Origin of the sequence: Hwanghaeella sp. 1Z406, assembly GCF_048892425.1 — a bacterium.
Lineage (GTDB): Bacteria > Pseudomonadota > Alphaproteobacteria > UBA8366 > Aestuariispiraceae > Pacificispira.
In genome coordinates, this window is sequence record NZ_JBLZHU010000015.1 from 16,831 (window position 1) to 33,347 (window position 16,517).

The 16,517-nt window shown below is 51.4% G+C and carries 16 protein-coding genes and 3 pseudogenes; 8 read left to right on the plus strand and 11 right to left on the minus strand.

Features of this window, described 5'->3' with window-relative positions:
* Positions 1 to 80 precede the first annotated feature (80 nt).
* The 4 genes from ACOSDR_RS19880 (at position 81) to ACOSDR_RS19895 (ending at position 3,485) form a co-directional block, all read left to right on the plus strand.
* Positions 81 to 404 carry a hypothetical protein gene (locus ACOSDR_RS19880; protein WP_420726250.1) on the plus strand — a complete coding sequence of 108 codons (324 nt, stop codon included), beginning with the start codon at positions 81 to 83 and terminating at the stop codon, positions 402 to 404.
* Positions 405 to 585: 181 nt separating this feature from the next.
* Positions 586 to 1,032, plus strand: a complete 447-nt coding sequence (locus ACOSDR_RS19885) for a cupredoxin domain-containing protein (RefSeq protein WP_420726249.1) — start codon at positions 586 to 588, stop codon at positions 1,030 to 1,032.
* A gap of 31 nt (positions 1,033 to 1,063) precedes the next feature.
* Positions 1,064 to 2,779, plus strand: a complete 1,716-nt coding sequence (locus ACOSDR_RS19890) for a copper resistance system multicopper oxidase (RefSeq protein WP_420726248.1) — start codon at positions 1,064 to 1,066, stop codon at positions 2,777 to 2,779.
* A 1-nt stretch (position 2,780) separates the two neighbouring features.
* Positions 2,781 to 3,485, plus strand: a complete 705-nt coding sequence (locus tag ACOSDR_RS19895; RefSeq protein ID WP_420726247.1) for a copper resistance protein B — start codon at positions 2,781 to 2,783, stop codon at positions 3,483 to 3,485.
* Between the two features lie 166 nt (positions 3,486 to 3,651).
* Here the strand turns inward: ACOSDR_RS19895 and ACOSDR_RS19900 are convergent, their stop codons facing one another.
* From ACOSDR_RS19900 to ACOSDR_RS19925, 6 genes are all read right to left on the minus strand, one after another.
* Complete coding sequence (locus ACOSDR_RS19900; protein ID WP_420726246.1) at positions 3,652 to 5,970, minus strand: heavy metal translocating P-type ATPase; 2,319 nt, start codon at positions 5,968 to 5,970, stop codon at positions 3,652 to 3,654.
* A 179-nt stretch (positions 5,971 to 6,149) separates the two neighbouring features.
* Positions 6,150 to 7,106 (minus strand): toprim domain-containing protein, encoded by a 957-nt coding sequence (locus tag ACOSDR_RS19905; protein WP_420726245.1) that lies wholly within the window; start codon positions 7,104 to 7,106, stop codon positions 6,150 to 6,152.
* Positions 7,106 to 7,396 carry a CHC2 zinc finger domain-containing protein gene (locus ACOSDR_RS19910; protein ID WP_420726244.1) on the minus strand — a complete coding sequence of 97 codons (291 nt, stop codon included), beginning with the start codon at positions 7,394 to 7,396 and terminating at the stop codon, positions 7,106 to 7,108. Before ACOSDR_RS19910 ends, ACOSDR_RS19905 begins: the two co-directional genes overlap by 1 nt.
* 2 nt (positions 7,397 to 7,398) lie before the next feature.
* Positions 7,399 to 7,584 (minus strand): helix-turn-helix transcriptional regulator, encoded by a 186-nt coding sequence (locus ACOSDR_RS19915; RefSeq protein WP_420726243.1) that lies wholly within the window; start codon positions 7,582 to 7,584, stop codon positions 7,399 to 7,401.
* A 123-nt stretch (positions 7,585 to 7,707) separates the two neighbouring features.
* Entirely contained in the window at positions 7,708 to 8,361 is a 654-nt protein-coding gene (locus ACOSDR_RS19920; protein ID WP_420726242.1) for a hypothetical protein, read from the minus strand.
* Positions 8,358 to 9,629: a tyrosine-type recombinase/integrase gene (locus ACOSDR_RS19925; protein ID WP_420726241.1), complete on the minus strand. Its 1,272-nt coding sequence runs from the start codon at positions 9,627 to 9,629 to the stop codon at positions 8,358 to 8,360. Before ACOSDR_RS19925 ends, ACOSDR_RS19920 begins: the two co-directional genes overlap by 4 nt.
* Before the next feature lie 412 nt (positions 9,630 to 10,041).
* Between ACOSDR_RS19925 and ACOSDR_RS19930 the strand changes: the two are divergent.
* Positions 10,042 to 10,804, plus strand: a pseudogene (locus ACOSDR_RS19930) (IS5 family transposase).
* Positions 10,805 to 10,918: 114 nt separating this feature from the next.
* A complete protein-coding gene (locus tag ACOSDR_RS19935) occupies positions 10,919 to 11,110 on the plus strand; it encodes a DNA-binding protein (RefSeq protein WP_420726240.1) in 192 nt (63 codons plus the stop codon).
* Positions 11,111 to 11,262: 152 nt separating this feature from the next.
* Here ACOSDR_RS19935 and ACOSDR_RS19940 read toward each other — a convergent pair.
* Positions 11,263 to 11,469: pseudogene (locus tag ACOSDR_RS19940) on the minus strand (transposase); the annotation flags it as partial.
* 25 nt (positions 11,470 to 11,494) lie between these two features.
* Between ACOSDR_RS19940 and ACOSDR_RS19945 the strand changes: the two are divergent.
* Together ACOSDR_RS19945 and ACOSDR_RS19950 are read left to right on the plus strand one after the other, a co-directional pair.
* Positions 11,495 to 11,932, plus strand: a complete 438-nt coding sequence (locus tag ACOSDR_RS19945) for a hypothetical protein (RefSeq protein WP_420726239.1) — start codon at positions 11,495 to 11,497, stop codon at positions 11,930 to 11,932.
* A 168-nt stretch (positions 11,933 to 12,100) separates the two neighbouring features.
* A complete protein-coding gene (locus ACOSDR_RS19950) occupies positions 12,101 to 12,613 on the plus strand; it encodes a hypothetical protein (protein ID WP_420726238.1) in 513 nt (170 codons plus the stop codon).
* Positions 12,614 to 12,809: 196 nt separating this feature from the next.
* Here ACOSDR_RS19950 and ACOSDR_RS19955 read toward each other — a convergent pair whose 3' ends face one another.
* The 4 genes and pseudogenes from ACOSDR_RS19955 to ACOSDR_RS19970 form a co-directional block, all read right to left on the minus strand.
* Positions 12,810 to 14,084, minus strand: coding sequence for a type II toxin-antitoxin system HipA family toxin (locus ACOSDR_RS19955; RefSeq protein ID WP_420726237.1), 1,275 nt, complete (start codon positions 14,082 to 14,084; stop codon positions 12,810 to 12,812).
* Positions 14,074 to 14,367 carry a helix-turn-helix transcriptional regulator gene (locus tag ACOSDR_RS19960; RefSeq protein WP_420726236.1) on the minus strand — a complete coding sequence of 98 codons (294 nt, stop codon included), beginning with the start codon at positions 14,365 to 14,367 and terminating at the stop codon, positions 14,074 to 14,076. Before ACOSDR_RS19960 ends, ACOSDR_RS19955 begins: the two co-directional genes overlap by 11 nt.
* Positions 14,368 to 14,711: 344 nt before the next feature.
* Positions 14,712 to 15,007: pseudogene (locus ACOSDR_RS19965) on the minus strand (transposase); the annotation flags it as partial.
* Between the two features lie 458 nt (positions 15,008 to 15,465).
* On the minus strand, positions 15,466 to 16,517 hold a 1,052-nt coding region (locus ACOSDR_RS19970), incomplete at its 5' end, for a hypothetical protein (RefSeq protein ID WP_420732315.1).

Sequence of the window (16,517 nt, forward strand, 5' to 3'; positions counted from 1 at the left end):
AAAATTCTGATAATAAGGACATAACCTTGGATATCATTGACATTAGCCAGTCGGTTGTTATTTATTAGCGTATGAAAACGATGCGGATTGTTGTTGCTCTTTGTTTATTGGCTGGTTCGGTTCTGGCCGTTCCGTCATTTGCGGATAATCGCATCTTTGATGCTATGGCGTCTATTGCTTCAGACGCTATGGATCATGAATCAATGGATATGACTGGAGAGACTCCCTGTGTTGATAGTGCAGGAAATTGTCTATTTGCTGTCGGCCATTGCGCGGTAACAACACTTCCCGAGATTTCTTGCCACTCTGCACCTGTTGAGAAAGGGCGTATGTCAGCTTTGTTTGCAGATGACCGTTTGGTCGGTATGTATATAGATATGGATATACCCCCTCCTCGAGCGTGAATCCCATTTATTTAAAACGTAAATCGGATCGCCGTACCGTTGCGATCCATAAATGGCGATTACCAACATTCGAGGAAATACAATGAAAACCATCGACTCTCAGTCAATCTTTGCTTGTGTCCTTTCCTTAGGGATACTGCTGTTTGGTGTACCCGCAGTCGCGTCAGGGACTCACAATGGCATGATGGGTGAAACTGGTCGCGCAGGCGACCCTGAAAAGATTACGCGCACCATTGAAATCGTGATGCACGATAACTTCTATGAACCGGAAGAAATTTCCGTGAAAGAAGGTGAAACAGTCCGTTTCGTGATTAAGAATGCGGGTGAATTTGTGCATGAATTCAACATTGGTACCGCTGCAATGCATGCCTCTCATGGGTCCGAAATGGCAATGATGATGGACCATGGTGTTATTAAGGGCGGTATGATCGATTGGGAAGCAGCGAAAGCGATGCAGGCCTCTATGGGCCATGGTATGCATGAAGAGCCCAACAGCATTCTATTGGAAGCGGGTAAAACTGCAGAGCTTGTCTGGCAGTTCCCCGACCATGCGGAACTTGAATTCGCCTGCAACATTCCGGGTCACTATGACTCCGGCATGATGGGGCCAATCGAGCTTTCACACTAAGGGTTTCACCCTCCCAATAGAGGAAATTGCTATGACATATTCTCAAACACTGCGCGGCAGTGTGATCGGGATACTACTATCCTTTTCACTGCCAAATATCGGTTTGGCCGCTGAATACAGCCTAACCGTTGACCCGGTAACGATTGATACGGGTGATTTCACGAAACAAGGGATTGGGTACAATGGGGCTTCTCCAGGGCCTGTACTCCGATTTAAAGAAGGGGAGGACGTCACAATTAAAGTGACGAACAATCTTTCTGAGAAAACCTCGATCCATTGGCATGGGTTAATCCTGCCGTTTCAACAAGATGGTGTGCCGGGCATCAGTTATGACGGTATCAAGCCTGGAGAAACGTTCACGTATAATTTCCCAATCGTGCAGTCTGGCACCTACTGGTTCCACAGCCATAGTGGTTTTCAGGAACCAGATGGGGCTTATGGTGCCATTATTATCGAACCGACGGGGAGAGAGCCCTTTCGGTTTGATCGGGAATACGTGATTCAATTGACAGACGCTCATCCACAGTCTGGCAATCGTATCATGCGTAACCTTAAAATGATGCCGGACTATTACAATCGGAAGCAACGTACGCTATTCGATTTTCTGGATGACTCGGAGAGCAAAGGACTAGACGCTGCCCTCTCAGACCGCGCCGATTGGGGCGATATGCGAATGATGCCAACGGACATTGAAGACGTGCAAGGCTTTACACCCTTGATAAATGGCAAAGGGCCAAACCAGAACTGGACGGGCCTGTTTGAGCCAGGCGAGCGTATTCGACTACGATTCATCAATTCGTCTGCCATGACATATTATGACATCCGAATTCCAGGTCTGGACCTTTTGGTGGTTCAGGCAGACGGCAACAACGTGCAGCCAGTTAAAGTTGACGAGTTTCGCATTGCCGTTGCGGAAACCTACGATGTGATCGTGCGCCCCAAAGAAGCGCAGGCCTATACGATATTCGCTGAGTCAATGGGCCGAACGGCCTTTGCAAGAGCTACACTTGCACCTCAGGAGGGGATGGAAGCTGCTGTTCCTGAGATGCGTGCGGCACCGTTACTGACAATGGCAGATATGGGCATGTCCCACGATATGGAGGGCATGGATCATAGTGCTATGTCAGGCATGGATCACAGCGCCATGGCGGGTATGGATCACAGTTCTATGGCGGGCGGCACTCACACCATGCCTGATGGCACTGTGATGAGTGGCATGGGTGAAATGGCAGATCCTTACTATGCACCAGGGAGTGGTCTGACCCCGCAAGCCGCCAGTGGTGGGAAGTTTCTGTCCTACGCGGATTTAAAGGCTCAGAAGCCTCTTTACGATGATCGGGAAGCGACAAGAGAAATTGAAATACGGCTGACTGGAAATATGGAGCGCTATATCTGGTCGTTGAATGGGATCAAGTATAGCGATTCTGATCCTATCCGTTTGCAATATGGAGAGCGGGTGCGTTTCAAATTCGTCAATGAGACGATGATGACCCACCCCATGCATTTGCACGGTATGTGGTCCATTCTCGACAATGGGCAAGGCAAGTTTGATCCGATCAAACACGTGGTTAGTGTTGCGCCAGGGACAACTCTGTATATGGAGACGGAGGTCGATGCTCCCGGTCAATGGGCGTTCCATTGTCATCTATCCTACCATGCCGACAGCGGCATGTTTAGGAAGGTTATTGTCGAAGGTGGGCCAGGCAAACAATCGGCCGCTCTAACCCTCCCAAATGGAGGACAATAGGATGAGATGGATAGCACTCACCGCCCTTACTTTTTCATCTCTGTGTCTGGCTAGTTTCACCGCGGCGGCTGAACCGCTTGTTTGGGGCGTCAAAGCCGAGAACTTGGAATATCGATTGGGCAAAGGCCCTAAAAACCTATTTGCCTGGGACACAGAAGCCTTTGTTGGGTCAGACGAGTTGAAATTCGTCTGGCGCAGCGAAGGGGAGTTTGAGACACAGGCAGATGCCTTTGAGACCTTGGAGAACCAGTTGCTCCTTCAGACGCCCATCAGCACTTTCTTTGACGCGGTTGCTGGTGTGCGAGCAGAAACCCCAAAAGGACCAGACAGGCTTTCTGGAGTTATCGGCATAAAGGGGTTATCAAAACAATGGTTTGATGTGGAAGCAGATTTATTCCTATCGGAATATCCCGCTGCGCGGCTGGCCATTGACTATGAAGGACTGCTCACCAATCGCATAATCCTTACCCCAAGCATCGAGGTAAACCTTCCGTTCAACGATGACCGCGCCCGTGCCATCGGTGCGTGGGGACCAAAGGTCGAAGTGGGAGCGCGCCTCAGCTACGATCTCGTTGATAGGCTTCTGTCGCCTTACATTGGCATTCACCACGAACGAACCCTGGGTGAGTCTGCCAAATTACGGAGTGCCGAAGGAGAGGGTAATCAAGCAACCTATCTGGTGACAGGAGTTCGTGTCATCTTTTAGCGGAGCAAAGAGTTGCACTGATTGTGCCCATATGAGTGTGAAACTCTGACTCAAACTTTATGAAAGAATGCGCGTTCCGTCGTTCCGTTCCTTAGGGTGGGGAACGGCGGAACGCCATTCCAGAGCTTCAACATTTATTTTCCAACGGATACTTTCTTATCCTAAATTATCCTTGAATGCGGACGGTTCGTAACCGTAACGCGTTGCCAATCACTGAAACAGACGAGAGACTCATGGCCGCAGCAGCGAACATGGGTGAGATCAGTAATCCGAGGAATGGATAAAGCACACCTGCTGCGATTGGCACGCCGGCGGCGTTGTAGACGAGCGCAAAGAATAGATTTTGTTTGATGTTACGCATCGTTGCCACGGACAAACGCCGCGCTCTAACAATACCGCCTAAATCACCCTTCACCAGCGTAATTCCTGCGCTATCAATGGCGACGTCAGCGCCAGTACCCATAGCAATTCCAACGTCCGCCTGCGCCAGAGCGGGTGCATCGTTAACGCCGTCCCCCGCCATCGCTACCTTTCTACCCTGTTCTTGCAATTCCTTTATGATCCTCGCCTTGTCGGCAGGCAGCACATCGGCCCTTATCTCGTCAATCCCGAGGCGCGCTGCGACTGCTTTCGCCGTGCGCTCATTATCGCCAGTGGCCATGATGATATTGAGTCCCAGCGCGTGTAGTTCCTTAAGAGCATCCGGTGTTGTATTTTTGACCGGATCGGCAACACTGACTAAGCCCGCGATCTGGTTGCCGACGATAATGAACATTACCGTTTCTCCCTCGTCACGCCGCGCATCTGCTGTTTCAGACAAAGCTCCAGGGTTAAGACCTAGGTCTTCAACCAATCTGGCATTCCCAAGGGCGATCGACTGATCGTCCACAGTTCCTTTAACGCCCTTACCCGTGACGGCTTCAAAATCAGTTGCGTCGGCAAGTGCAATGCCGCGTTCCCTAGCACCAGAGATAATCGCTTCCGCCAGTGGATGTTCGGAACCGCGTTCTAGGCTCGCTGCCAGACGCAGTACTTCTTCTTCGCTATGATTTGGCTGTGCGATCACGGCGACCAGTTTGGGCTTCCCTTCTGTTAACGTACCTGTCTTGTCGACAATTAAGGTATCAATTTTGGCGAACTGCTCCAGCGCCTCAGCGTTCTTGATCAGGACGCCAGCCTGTGCCCCGCGTCCAGTTGCAGTCATGATCGACACAGGTGTTGCCAGACCCAGCGCACAGGGACAGGCGATAATTAACACTGCGATGGCCGAGACCAGCGCATAGGCGAAAACCGGTGATGGTCCCCAAATTGACCAAGCAATGAAAGCTAAGACAGAGACGCCGATAACCACCGGCACAAAATACCCGGCAACGCTGTCTGCCAGCTTTTGAATTGGCGCACGTGAACGCTGGGCCGATGCGACCATATCGACGATCTGTGACAGCATGGTATCCTTGCCGACGCGCTTGGCTTCAATGATCAGACTTCCTGTGCCGTTGATGGTTGCGCCAGTCACCGGGTCACCGGCAATCTTTTCGACGGGCACTGGTTCACCAGAAATCATCGACTCATCAATTGATGAACGACCTTCCAGTATTTCACCGTCAACGGCGACTTTCTCACCCGGCCTAACACGGAGTTTATCTCCTACCTGGACATCTTCAACCGCGACTTCCTCTTCCGTTCCGTCGGGGCGAATGACGCGTGCGGTTTTGGCGGCGAGATCTAGTAGGGCGCGGATCGCGGCACCAGTGCGTTCACGTGCTCCGAGTTCAAGGATTTGACCTAAAAGTACAAGAACAACGATCACCGCTCCGGCTTCAAAATAGACACCAACATGCCCGTTAGAATCCCGAAAACCCGCTGGGAATATACTCGGGGCTAGGACGGCAACAACACTAAAGAGGAATGCCGAAGAAACCCCCATGCCGATCAGCGAGAACATATTTAGGTTCATAGTTCGGAATGACTGCCAGCCTCGTACAAGAAACGGCCAGCCAGACCAAAGGATGACGGGTGTTCCTAGTAACAACTCGATCCACAAAACAATGCGTTCTCCAATCCAGTCCCGCACGGGTAAACCTACCATTGGCCCCATTGTTAGGATGAGAAGAGGCACCGTGAGCACTGCACCAACGGCAAAACGCCTTTTGAAATCAACTAACTCTGGGTTTGGGCCTTCGTCTTTTGAGGGAAGCCCCTTGGGCTCAAGTGCCATGCCACATTTTGGGCAGGTGCCGGGGCCAATTTGCTCTATTTCCGGGTGCATTGGGCAGGTATAGACGGTTCCCTCTGGCATAGTTTCTTCTCTGACTTTGTTTCCTAGGTACTCATCAGGTGCACCTATAAATTTCTCCCTGCATCGGTTTGAGCAGAAATAGTAATTATGCCCCTTATGTTCGGCGGTTGGATTGTCATTGCTTAAGTCGACCTTCATACCGCAGACCGGATCATGTTCAATATTTTCAATCATATTACTTTTCATAATTGCCTCCTAGTTCGTGTACCTTGAAGACGTTGAGGCCTCCGGTTACTGGAAGGTCAAGTTAAATAATGACAAAAATGGTTTGGCTGAAATTATGTATTGCGCACTAATTTATGTTGTTCTTGATGTTCGACATACTACAGGACGTACCAATTGACTTTATCTGCATAACTGCTTCTTCAAAGCCTTGTCCAGGCATGAAGGCCTAGTCCGTGTAGGGCAGTAACACAGGACAGACAGAAGAACGTTTTGCCGATTCCCCGATCTGCAAAAACCATACTGATCGACCCTTCAGGCATCCAAGGCGCACGAAGCATCTCCCGCTTTGGCAGCTCCATACGGGTGAAGTCGTTCACAGTGATCAAGTGATACTGGGTCTTTGTTGTCTGGAAGAGCCAATCGTTAGGGATGGGAGCGGCGTTTATATCCCTGTATCGTTCAAACTCCATACTTAGGGTCGACCCTAAGGAATCATTCTCTAAGGCATCTGCGTGCCTTAGAAATGCCGTCTCTAAGGAAGGGTCGTCTAAAGGGTCGTTTCTTAAGGGATCAATTCCTAAGGAAACGGAGCCTAAGGAAATATCCCCTAAGGAAACGCCCTCTATAGGGGATAGCCCATCCCAACTCTCCATCCCGTCACGGGATGCCAGAAAATCGCAGACGTCCCCTTTCTCATACATAGGGAATTGCACCAACTTGATCTCATGCAAAAATGGGAAGTGTCTCACCTGGTCATAGACTGCCTTGGCATAGCGCATTCCAGGCTCGTCATTGTCTGGCAGTATGTAGATATGGCTTGCATCCCTTAGAGTTGACCAATCGGCCTTAACTGCCTGACAGCTTCCCCCGAGACTTGTCACAGCTTGAAGGTCTAGCCCGTGCAGGGCAGCGGCACATTTCTCTCCCTCTACAATGTAGATCGGTTCTGCGAAATCGGTGATATAATCCAGCCCGTATATACGGAGATGGGTAGAGTGGTCGTCTGGGATACCCGGTTTCCCGTCCGTACGGAAGTAGGGGATGATCTGCTTTTCAGCTTTTCCATACGTAGGGGAAATTTCCCCCTCCATACGTACGACATAGCCAATGGCTTCCCCATCCCGTGTTTTATAGTCCCATCGCTTGACCGGGCGCATCACAGGCCTCCCTTCAGCTCTTTAAGAGCCCCAAGGAAGCCAACATGATTGGCTTTCATATGGAAGGTGATGATATCGCCCCCTTGTTCGCCGCAAGAGAAGCACTTGAACGCCCCTGTCGCCTTGTTCACGACAAAGGAGCCAGGGCGGGTGTCGGCGTGGAAGGGGCAAAGCCCCTCCCACATATGCCAGCCCTGTCTGGTCGGCTTTCCGAAACAGCCTTTCAGCGTTTTCGTGTAATAGCGTTCCGGGGAGAGGGACCGCTTTAGAGTTTCGGCTGGGTTCGTCATGATCAACCCTCCCCATAAATGCGAGAGTTGATGAAGGCTTGCACATCCGCTTCCCGATACCTGACCAACCGGCCCGATTTCACATAGGGAAGGTTATAGCGTTTCGTCGCACGCCATACGGCAAGCGTCCCGACAGTGACGCCCAGAATCTTAGATACGTCTTCTTTGGTTAAGAGTCGTTGTGTCATTTGAAATTACCCCAGTTAGATTTACTGCCACGAACACAGCGCTCAATGGCTTCAGGGCAACCTCTAGTGATTGGCGTTAATCAAATAGGTTCCAAATTGGGGACAACTTTTTGCCCAAAAATCTCACCTAATTTTAAGAAGGACAAAACGCTCAGTTGTGGCGTAGTCGTCTTTGGCCTGTTTGATGATGGGGAATAAGTCTTCACGTATTGAGATGTTGAATTTCTCACCGCCAGCCTCCCCTTTGATGGCTTTGAGAAACGCCTCAAGACATTTCCCGAACGTTCCTTCCCGGTAGGCCGTGATTTCGACCCCGCATTTACTGAGTTCCCGAGCAAGCTCGGTTGCCAGGATGGGTTTCAGGTTTGTGAGTGAATATTGTGTCGATTTCTCAGACTGACCTAAACTGTCAATTGCGTCGGTGCAGGCTTGTCGTAGTGTTTCGATAGAGTCGTTTGCATCAATGTAAGTCTCGAACATGTCTGGAAGTTTGGCGATTATTGCCATGCGGGCATTGTCGCTTATTTTGTCACTTTGCAAGGTGGAGACTTTTTCCAGTGCGTTTTCAAACTGAGTGAGTTGGCGTTTTATTTTTTTGTTCTTTATCGCATCTCTTTCGATCAAGATTTTCTCGCGGAAGATACCAATGAAGTTATTCACCTGATCCGCGAAAGCCTTATCAAACTTAGTATCAGTAATCTTCTCAAACTTCGCTATGAGGGTCTGAAGTTCGCCCTCTGACAGTTCGTATGGTTTGCGCGTATCCCGTAAATTCATTTGTGCATTTTCCCTAAGCTTAGCATCGTGGCAGTCGCCGAATTAACCGACGCCCGTATCGGATCATTGTGCAGACGAGCATATACCTGAGTCGATTGCTGTGACTTATGCCCAAGGGATTTTCCGATCACCTGAAGACTTGCCCCGGCAATCGCCTGATAGCTGCCAAAGGTGCGCCGGATATCGTGGAGGCGGATATCCATTAAGCTGGTCGGGAGCTCTAATCCCAGCTTGTCACAGTCGGCTTCAACCTTTGCATAGAGTGTCCCCACGTCATGATCGTCTGGGAGAGTCTCTGAGGCCCTCTGGATCACCGCCGCTAGTCTTGGGTCGTCTGACCATGCTTTAAGCGTTGCGCGTTGCTTAACCCGTATCCAGGCCTTCTTAGGATCGTTTAGGTGCCCGGTCTTGCTGGCCTCACTGGTGAAGACCCAAGGACTGCCAGGGGACGCCTTTAGGCGACGCTCCAGGATTGCTTCTGCTTCTGGGGCCAAAGTTACCAGCACCGGCTCCCCATTCTTGGTATCGGGAATGCGCCACGTCTTGTTGTGCCAATCAATCTGTTCCCATCGCATTTCAAGGACGTTGGTTTTACGTGCGCCGGTAAACAGCGATATCAGGATATAATCCCGCGCCACTTCGTTATGCTCTTCGTCCACGGCTTCCAGAAGCAGGGGCATTTCATTGGGGAGGATATAGCGGTCCCGCGACTGTTCTTTGAACTTCTTGATCCCTTGGGTCGGATTGACGCCCTCCCACCCCCATTCAATTGCCTTGTTGAACATCGCCCGGATGCGCTCAAGCATTCGGTTCGCCTGATAGAGCCCGTTCTTCTCTCTCATGCTGATATGCAGGGATTTAATCTCGTATTTGCTGATATCCGAGATTTTGCGATTAAACCAATGGGACAGGAACTTATTGATCTCCCGTTCATCATAACGCCACGACTTTTTCTCAAGTTTGCTGTAACGCTCCATATAGGACGCAAAGAGCTCTTTCAGCGTGATCTCTTGGCGCATGCGGTTCTTAGCGACATTGGGGTTCTCTCCCCCTGCTAATGCCCCTTTGGCTTTTGTGGCCTCCCGACGCGCATTCTCAATAGTCATATCGGGGAAGGTGCCCAAGGTCACTCGCACGGGTCGCCCCTGGTGTTTCTGATAGAGCTGAAAGGTCTTCTGACCATTCGCCGTCACTCGCAAAATAAGCCCCTTCACACGGCTGTCCTTAAAGGAGAAGCGATCTCCTTTGGCGGGGAGGGGGACACCCATCAAAAGGGCCTTCGTGAAGTTCACTGTGTCGTTTGGGGCTACCATGGGGCTACCTATTTGCGTCATTTTACCGAATCTTGAGAGATCATCGTTAAACGAAAATGACGCATAAAGCTATATAAAATAACAATTTAATATGATAGCGTATGATACGTTAACCAATAGCCTGTTTGGCTCATAACCTGAAGGTCGTAGGTTCAAACCCTACCCCCGCAACCAAATAAGACACTGAAATCACTGACTAAATCAAAAAGTCTCGCTCTTCGGAGCGGGGCATTTTTGCGTTTGGGAGTAATTTGGGAGTAATTGCTCCCAAAAATGCCCAACACGTTCCAACGGTCTGCCTAGGCTCAGGACCTATTAATTTGCATTGATGAGCGAATAGTGATTCACCGTGGCAAAGGAGTTTGCCATGACGGATATGTTTCTTCTCTCTGCCGATCAAATGTCGAAGATTGAGCCCTTTTTCCGAAGTCGCACGGTGTTGCGCGTGTGGATGATCGCCGGGTTATCTCCGGGATCATCTATGTTCTGAAGCATGGTCTACAATGGAAAGATGCCCCACCGGGCTATGGCCCACACAAGACGCTGTATAACCGCTTTCGACGGTGGACAGTTTTGGGAGTGTTTGATCGGATTTTCAGTAACTTGGCTTCAGCGGATGGGCCACCCAATATGCTGATGCTCGACGCGACACATCTGAAGGCTCACCGCACGGCGTCGAGCCTCCTAAAAGGGGGGTACTTTCCCGCCACATCGGGCGTACAAAAGGCGGGTTAAACACGAAACTGCATGCTGTGTGCGATGGCGAAGGCCGTCCGTTGCTGATGTGCCTGACAGCAGGACAAGTATCCGATCATATTGGCGCGAAGATCCTGTATCCCACGCTGCCCGACCGAGAGGGCGCAATCTTGATCGCAAACAAGGGGTATAACAGCGACGAGTACCGCGCAGCCCTGCAGGCCAAGGGCATCATCCCCTGCATCCCTCCCAGAAAAGGCAGAAATGCTCCTGCGTCATTCTGCAAGGTCACGTATAAACAACGCCATAAGGTCGGAAACATGTTCGGAAAAATGAAGGATTGGCGACGTATCGCAACTAGGTATGATCGCCGTGCAGACATCTTTATGGTCGCCATAACAATCGCTGTAATCGTTATATGGTGGATTCAATGAGTCCTGACCCTAGCTCATCAGTAGTATGAAAATGGCGGAAAATTGGGATATTATTGAAATACGTCTCTACGCTTCCCAAAATAATTATGTGGAGAATAAAGGAGACTGTTATGAATGAACTTTCAAAACGTACTCAGCATTTCACAACTGGTGAAATTTAACCCCGCACTATCTGAATCGATGATCAGATGGTGGATCTTTAACGCAAAAGCCAATGGCTTCCACAAATGCCTCATCAAAATAGGTGGGCGCATTTTTGTTGATCGTAGCGTCTTCGAGCAGTGGCTCGAAGAGCAACGTCAGTAACCTCAATCGAAAGACGGTGGTTCGGGCGGGTCTCCACGCTTCGCCTGCCGCCGATCTTCCGCTCTCTTTTTGGCTTCGGCTATCTCCCTCTGGTACTCCTCATCTTCATCGAACTCCTGATCTGCCGGTTCGGCTTCTAGGCCATAGACTCATTAACTTCTGAGCCAGATTTGGATGGCGGCGAGTTTAAGCATGGCGAGGTAGTTAGCGGCGTGTTTTTCATATCGTGTCGCGATGCGTCGGAAGTGTTTGATACGATTGAAGAACCGCTCGACCCTGTTGCGTTCCTTATACAATCTCTTACTGAAGCAGGCCTTCCATTTTCGATGCCGCTTGGACGGGATGTTCGGCGCGGCTCCGGCCTCGGCGACCCACGGCAGTGACATGGCCGATGCCATGGTCACGCAGGACCCACGCGTGCTGGGGGAGATACAAAAAGACATTGTTGGCCACACCGGAAAGCGTGAGGCCGACAAAGCCTATCGGGCGCTAGTCAAGCACCGCCGCCAGTGGCGTGACGCACGGGACAGAGTTGCAGGTGCATTTTCCCGCATTGACCAGCAGAGGCGGGCGATGGAGCTTGCTGTCAGAGATTATGAAGCGCTCCAACGCTCAGGTGGGAATGCAGGTTGGATAAGTGGTGTGGTTCTGGAGAAGATTAAGGCCCGGGCAAAGGCGCTGGACCGAGTAACCGGCGATATGATCCATAAAGCCCGCCTTGCCGAGGATCGCAAAGAGCAGCTCTACCGGGCATGGCGTAAACACGAAGAGCGACGCCGCCAGCGTGAGCGGGAACGTGGCATGCGGGATTTGGGGCTTTGACCCTCATTGATGGTCAGTAAAGCGTTTTCGTAAAGCGACATAAGCATCTGTAACCGAAACATCTTCATCCCGCTTGACCTTAAACCGTCGCTCTTTTGCGACGCATGCGGCGTTTCGGTCTTTCCCCCAACTCTTACCAGGGAGCCCGATTTTTTCGGGTACAGACTTATGGATGCAAACACTGATCCTCGTGATGTACTCCCCGTTAACCGCTGGACGACCAAACAGGAAGTCCGCAAGCAAATGTGGGAGCGGCAATCCTGGTCGACGCGCTATGACCTTGTTACTCCGACGGAGGACAAGCTCGATCAATCCTTGCTCTTTCTGACGCGCGACATGGGCCTCGATGATGCCCTTGAGCCGTTTCGTATCTTCGTCTCTGAACGGGCGCTGTCGCTCTTCAATCAGGTGACGTGGATGGGCAAGGAGTATGTCGAAGCGAGTAATGAAGCAAAACAGGCATATGAAGAAGCCAACGGCCTTAATGGTCGTTACAAGAGCATCGTCGGCGCTGTGCTTCAACTCCGCTTCGCAGCAGCTACCGCTGCGAATGTTGCGGTGAAAAAGGCTCTCGGAGAGTGCGGCCAGAGGTACGACAACTTCCATGACGTCAAGCGTCAGGAAGGTCTTATCCTGGCTGAAAAGCTCATCAATGTTTTAAAATCGGAGGGCTTGCTCTAAATGCGCAAGTCAGAAGCCACCCCTCGGGGTGGCTTCTTTTTGTTCTGAAAGACGAAGTTATAAGCGGACATTCAATCGAGCTTTTGGCGGAAGTTAATTTGATAAACTGTATTAAATTCCGACTCTTGAGGTTCTCGCCAAACGGACATTTATGCGGACATGACTGCATCAAGGATTTGGTTCGGCTGTTTACCTTTTATGGTCTGCTTTGTCTGAAACCCGGATAAACGAAAGCGCCCTTGAGCAGGTCGCAGTCCCGTTCAGTTACCCCTGTGGAGCGCATCACAGTGTACCAGGACTTGCCAACGGCCTCTTGCATTTCTGCAATGATGGCTTCCGCTTCCTCTCGGTTCAGCAGGAACCGTTCACACTGGGACAGCAGATTCTCCATATTGGCAAAGCGCCCCTGATCTCCGCAGGTAAGGGCAAGGTCGCGTTGTTCCAGGCTTACAGGTGCCGAAGGCGTAAGGTCATAGGCAGGAGAGAGTTTCCAGTCCCTGTCCTTGGCAATGATGGCATGGTTGCGGGGGTGATCATCTGTGTTCGAAATAAGGGCGTTAAAGCACATGCGGCGAAAGAGTTCGTTCGCCTGCTTCTTCGGCTCCGTGCATGTGCGGCGCAGTTCCTCTGCCAATAACACGTATGACCAGCGGTCACGGGAGCGGTGACTGTCCTCTGCACGAAGCAGCGTGAGGCCGCTGATCATCCGAGCCCTCAGATAACCAGCGTCTGTTTTCTCTCTATCAAACCGTTTGACGAGCAATACATCCCTGCCGCCGATTGTGATCACCCTGCTTGTCGATACCGTCAGCCCGCAATCGCGCGCCAGTAAAAGCATGCTGTGTTCAACCCGTGCCTGATTCCATTTGTCGTCCGGGCGACTGAATTTTGCGATCCACAGCCCGTCATCATCCTCTACAACGGCTTTTGGCCTTGCGCCCCCCATGGAGGTGCCGACGAGCAGTAGTTCCTCGATCTGGCCTGCTGCCGCATCAGGGCTCACGTCCTCTTCGCTAATGATTGCGTCTGCGATGGCCAGCAGTTTTCCCAGGTCAAGTGTCTGGTTAAAGTCTCGTCGAGGTGCAGGAGGTTGCGGTCCAATACCAAACCCGAGAGCGCCTGCACGGTCATCGGGGGAGTGCAGCAGATAGTCGAGCTCACCCAGTTGCGCCCGCCCTGCATGGCGTTCAATGACCCGTCGTCCCCAATAGTCAGGCCCTGCATCTCGAAGGGCACCGAATACCCCACCCATTGCTGTTGTTTCATAGGTTCGAGGGGCAAGCTTCAGCTCAGCCGGGTCAAGTTCTACCGCATCCGGACGATCTCTGTAGCTACGGCCATAGATGAACCGCCCGACAGAAACCCCGTGCCTGTCTTTGGTAAGAACAAAACGCCCAGCCGTTACGGGCTCTGTCTGGCCAGGCAGGGTAATGTAAACAAAGCATTCGGACTGGCCCATCTCAGAAGTCATCGCTTAACCCCTTCGCTGTACCGGCGCGCGCGCGCTCACGGGGTTTAGCAAGTGCTTTGCCCTCTTCGTCATGATTTGGATCGGCAACGACGGAGAGCTGGTCGATGAGACCAAGCGCCCACAGGATTGCGGCATATATGGCTATACCTGTTGACGGTTTCCCCTTTTCGGCGGAGGAAACCACATGCCGTCCAACGCCAACCTTTTCTGCTACCTGTTGAAGTGACAGATTACGGCGCAACCGCGCAGTGCGCAGATTAGCACCAAGTGTTTTCAGGGACATTTCCACCTCATAGGGTGGCGCTGTCAGGAGTGGATTTCGGGCAACCATGGTCGCTTGAGGCTCCGCATTTAATGATTAGGGTATCTCAAGCTACCATATAGGTATTTTGCAGTCATTTCAACAAGAATAGTTTCTTGAGGTGCCGTAATGTGGATTTATGGCGTCTTGAGATCCCAAATGTTTGTTTCAGCAATCATTTAAAAGAGAACAGGGCCGCCCAGAGGGCGACCTTGCTGATATCCGCAGGTCAATCCTGCCACTTGTCCCATTTGCCCCAGAAACGCCATTCCCAGCGGTCGAAGTAGCGTATCTTGTCGGCCAGGATGGGACGCATCCCCTGAACAAACAGCAGTTGCCTCCCGGCGAAGGGCCGTCACCTCACCCGTGGAGGCTGCACGCGCTGTATCACCAGCAAGTCGGCGCTTGCCAGCTTCAAGAAACTCCTTTGACCATTTGTGTAATAAATGCTCTCGGCGATGCCTTCGCGCCGACACAACTCGGCAATAGATTCTTCGCCAAGCAAGCCGTCTAGAACGATACGGATCTTTTCTTCAGCAGAATATTGCTTCCGGGTCGCCCGGCGAATGTCCTTAATGGCCTTGTCGCTACCTGTCTGTCGTGTCTGCGATTTCTGTCTCATCTTCATTCCCCTTCGGGTCATTACGATGAACCAGAAATCCTCTCCTATGCAATTCCACTAATCTGTCCCATAGGCGCTGACGTCAGACATGTGGAAACCGAACGTACATCATGACCGCGAACTGGATGATCTCGGGTGACGTCTTTGAAATAACGGAATGGTGATTTTGTCATCTAAGGAGGCTATCCGGATACTCAAATTGCCTCAATCTAGTTTCTTCTGACAATGTCGCAGCGACAATTTGAAGGCTAATCGAGCCGCTGCTCTCGCCGAGTGGCGCCAGATTTATTCGACATAGGTTCCATCATTTAACCACATGCTGAGACTGGTTCGAATTGCTCTGACACTACCCTGAAAATATTCGATGAGATGAGATCGCAGGTCAAGTAGAAGCCGCCTCAATATAGCCTGCGCAGGCTATATTGAGCTGGGTATCAAACACGCCACACAAGACTGTATTATGTTACATATTCCCAGTCGTGGTCATGCCAACAGCAATTTCCAGGCAGGACGGGTGCAGAGACGCCGCTGTGTTCACAGCATCCGCCTTTCCACCAATCTGCGCCGGCACCGTGGCAATATTTGTCGTCTGCGCCGACCATCTTCATAAACATCGGGTGGTAGTTGCGGCAGACTTCCAATTCCGTCTTCACCCAGTGAAGCGGGTCCTTGGCATAGTGATCCCAGTAATCCCCATCCATGTTGATGCCGGGGACGGCAGGGTTCCAGCTTTCATCCATCCACATTTCCGGATCGCCATATTTCGAGCAGATCTTGCGGATTTCCGGGTCGTCGAGCGCCTGAAGGCGACCATTTTCAATGATATTCTCGTTATCCCCGGCCATTTCACAGGTATAGGTCGGGAAGTAGAGGTGTAGATGCCAATGGCCGACAAGATGGCCCATACGGGCTGCTTCCCGTTCCGCCATAGACGAAATGATGGTGCCAAAGCCCATATGGATAACGCCGGACCGGACTCGCTCATACAAGCAATTCACAAAGCCTGACGGGAAGTCCTTACGGGGGCGATGGATATGCGGATTGGTGCCAATCGATGCTTCCCACCAATGCATGATACCTTTGTCAGGGAAGGTCGGATATTGGATATCCTTGGTCTGCTCCATAACATCGCGCAGTTTGCGGCCAAATTCGCCGCCTTCATTGATCTGTGTGATTTTGGAGTTTTCCACGACCAATTGGGTCCAGTCACAAGGCGCGATATGGTTGGTGGTGCCCGCAATGATGCCACAGCCGTCTTCTTTGAACGGATGGAACATCCAGGGGCGTCCGGTAATGTGGCCCGGCAGGTAGGTCTTGCCGAAATGCTCATTCCCGGTCCAGGTCCGCGCGGTCAGTTCCGGATTATAGAATTCGCGATTGGCATCCCAATATTCATCGTGATTGGTAAAGGACATGTCGGTGCCTTCGGGATCGGTGATCCGCGCCCGTTTGGCATTGCGAATCCGGTCCCAGGTCCATTTGTCCATGGCATTGATGACTTCAATGGGCA

Bases quoted from the DNA above. Each gene is read 5' to 3' on its own strand.
- ACOSDR_RS19955 (WP_420726237.1), bottom strand. From the start codon at position 14,084: ATGACTTCTGAGATGGGCCAGTCCGAATGCTTTGTTTACATTACCCTG.
- ACOSDR_RS19925 (WP_420726241.1), bottom strand. From the start codon at position 9,629: ATGGGTGTCCCCCTCCCCGCCAAAGGAGATCGCTTCTCCTTTAAGGAC.
- ACOSDR_RS19935 (WP_420726240.1), top strand. From the start codon at position 10,919: ATGAACTTTCAAAACGTACTCAGCATTTCACAACTGGTGAAATTTAAC.
- ACOSDR_RS19885 (WP_420726249.1), top strand. From the start codon at position 586: ATGATGGGTGAAACTGGTCGCGCAGGCGACCCTGAAAAGATTACGCGC.
- ACOSDR_RS19910 (WP_420726244.1), bottom strand. From the start codon at position 7,396: ATGACGAACCCAGCCGAAACTCTAAAGCGGTCCCTCTCCCCGGAACGC.
- ACOSDR_RS19880 (WP_420726250.1), top strand. From the start codon at position 81: ATGCGGATTGTTGTTGCTCTTTGTTTATTGGCTGGTTCGGTTCTGGCC.
- ACOSDR_RS19905 (WP_420726245.1), bottom strand. From the start codon at position 7,106: ATGCGCCCGGTCAAGCGATGGGACTATAAAACACGGGATGGGGAAGCC.
- ACOSDR_RS19950 (WP_420726238.1), top strand. From the start codon at position 12,101: ATGGATGCAAACACTGATCCTCGTGATGTACTCCCCGTTAACCGCTGG.
- ACOSDR_RS19890 (WP_420726248.1), top strand. From the start codon at position 1,064: ATGACATATTCTCAAACACTGCGCGGCAGTGTGATCGGGATACTACTA.
- ACOSDR_RS19945 (WP_420726239.1), top strand. From the start codon at position 11,495: ATGGCCGATGCCATGGTCACGCAGGACCCACGCGTGCTGGGGGAGATA.
- ACOSDR_RS19920 (WP_420726242.1), bottom strand. From the start codon at position 8,361: ATGAATTTACGGGATACGCGCAAACCATACGAACTGTCAGAGGGCGAA.
- ACOSDR_RS19900 (WP_420726246.1), bottom strand. From the start codon at position 5,970: ATGAAAAGTAATATGATTGAAAATATTGAACATGATCCGGTCTGCGGT.
- ACOSDR_RS19895 (WP_420726247.1), top strand. From the start codon at position 2,781: ATGAGATGGATAGCACTCACCGCCCTTACTTTTTCATCTCTGTGTCTG.
- ACOSDR_RS19960 (WP_420726236.1), bottom strand. From the start codon at position 14,367: ATGTCCCTGAAAACACTTGGTGCTAATCTGCGCACTGCGCGGTTGCGC.
- ACOSDR_RS19915 (WP_420726243.1), bottom strand. From the start codon at position 7,584: ATGACACAACGACTCTTAACCAAAGAAGACGTATCTAAGATTCTGGGC.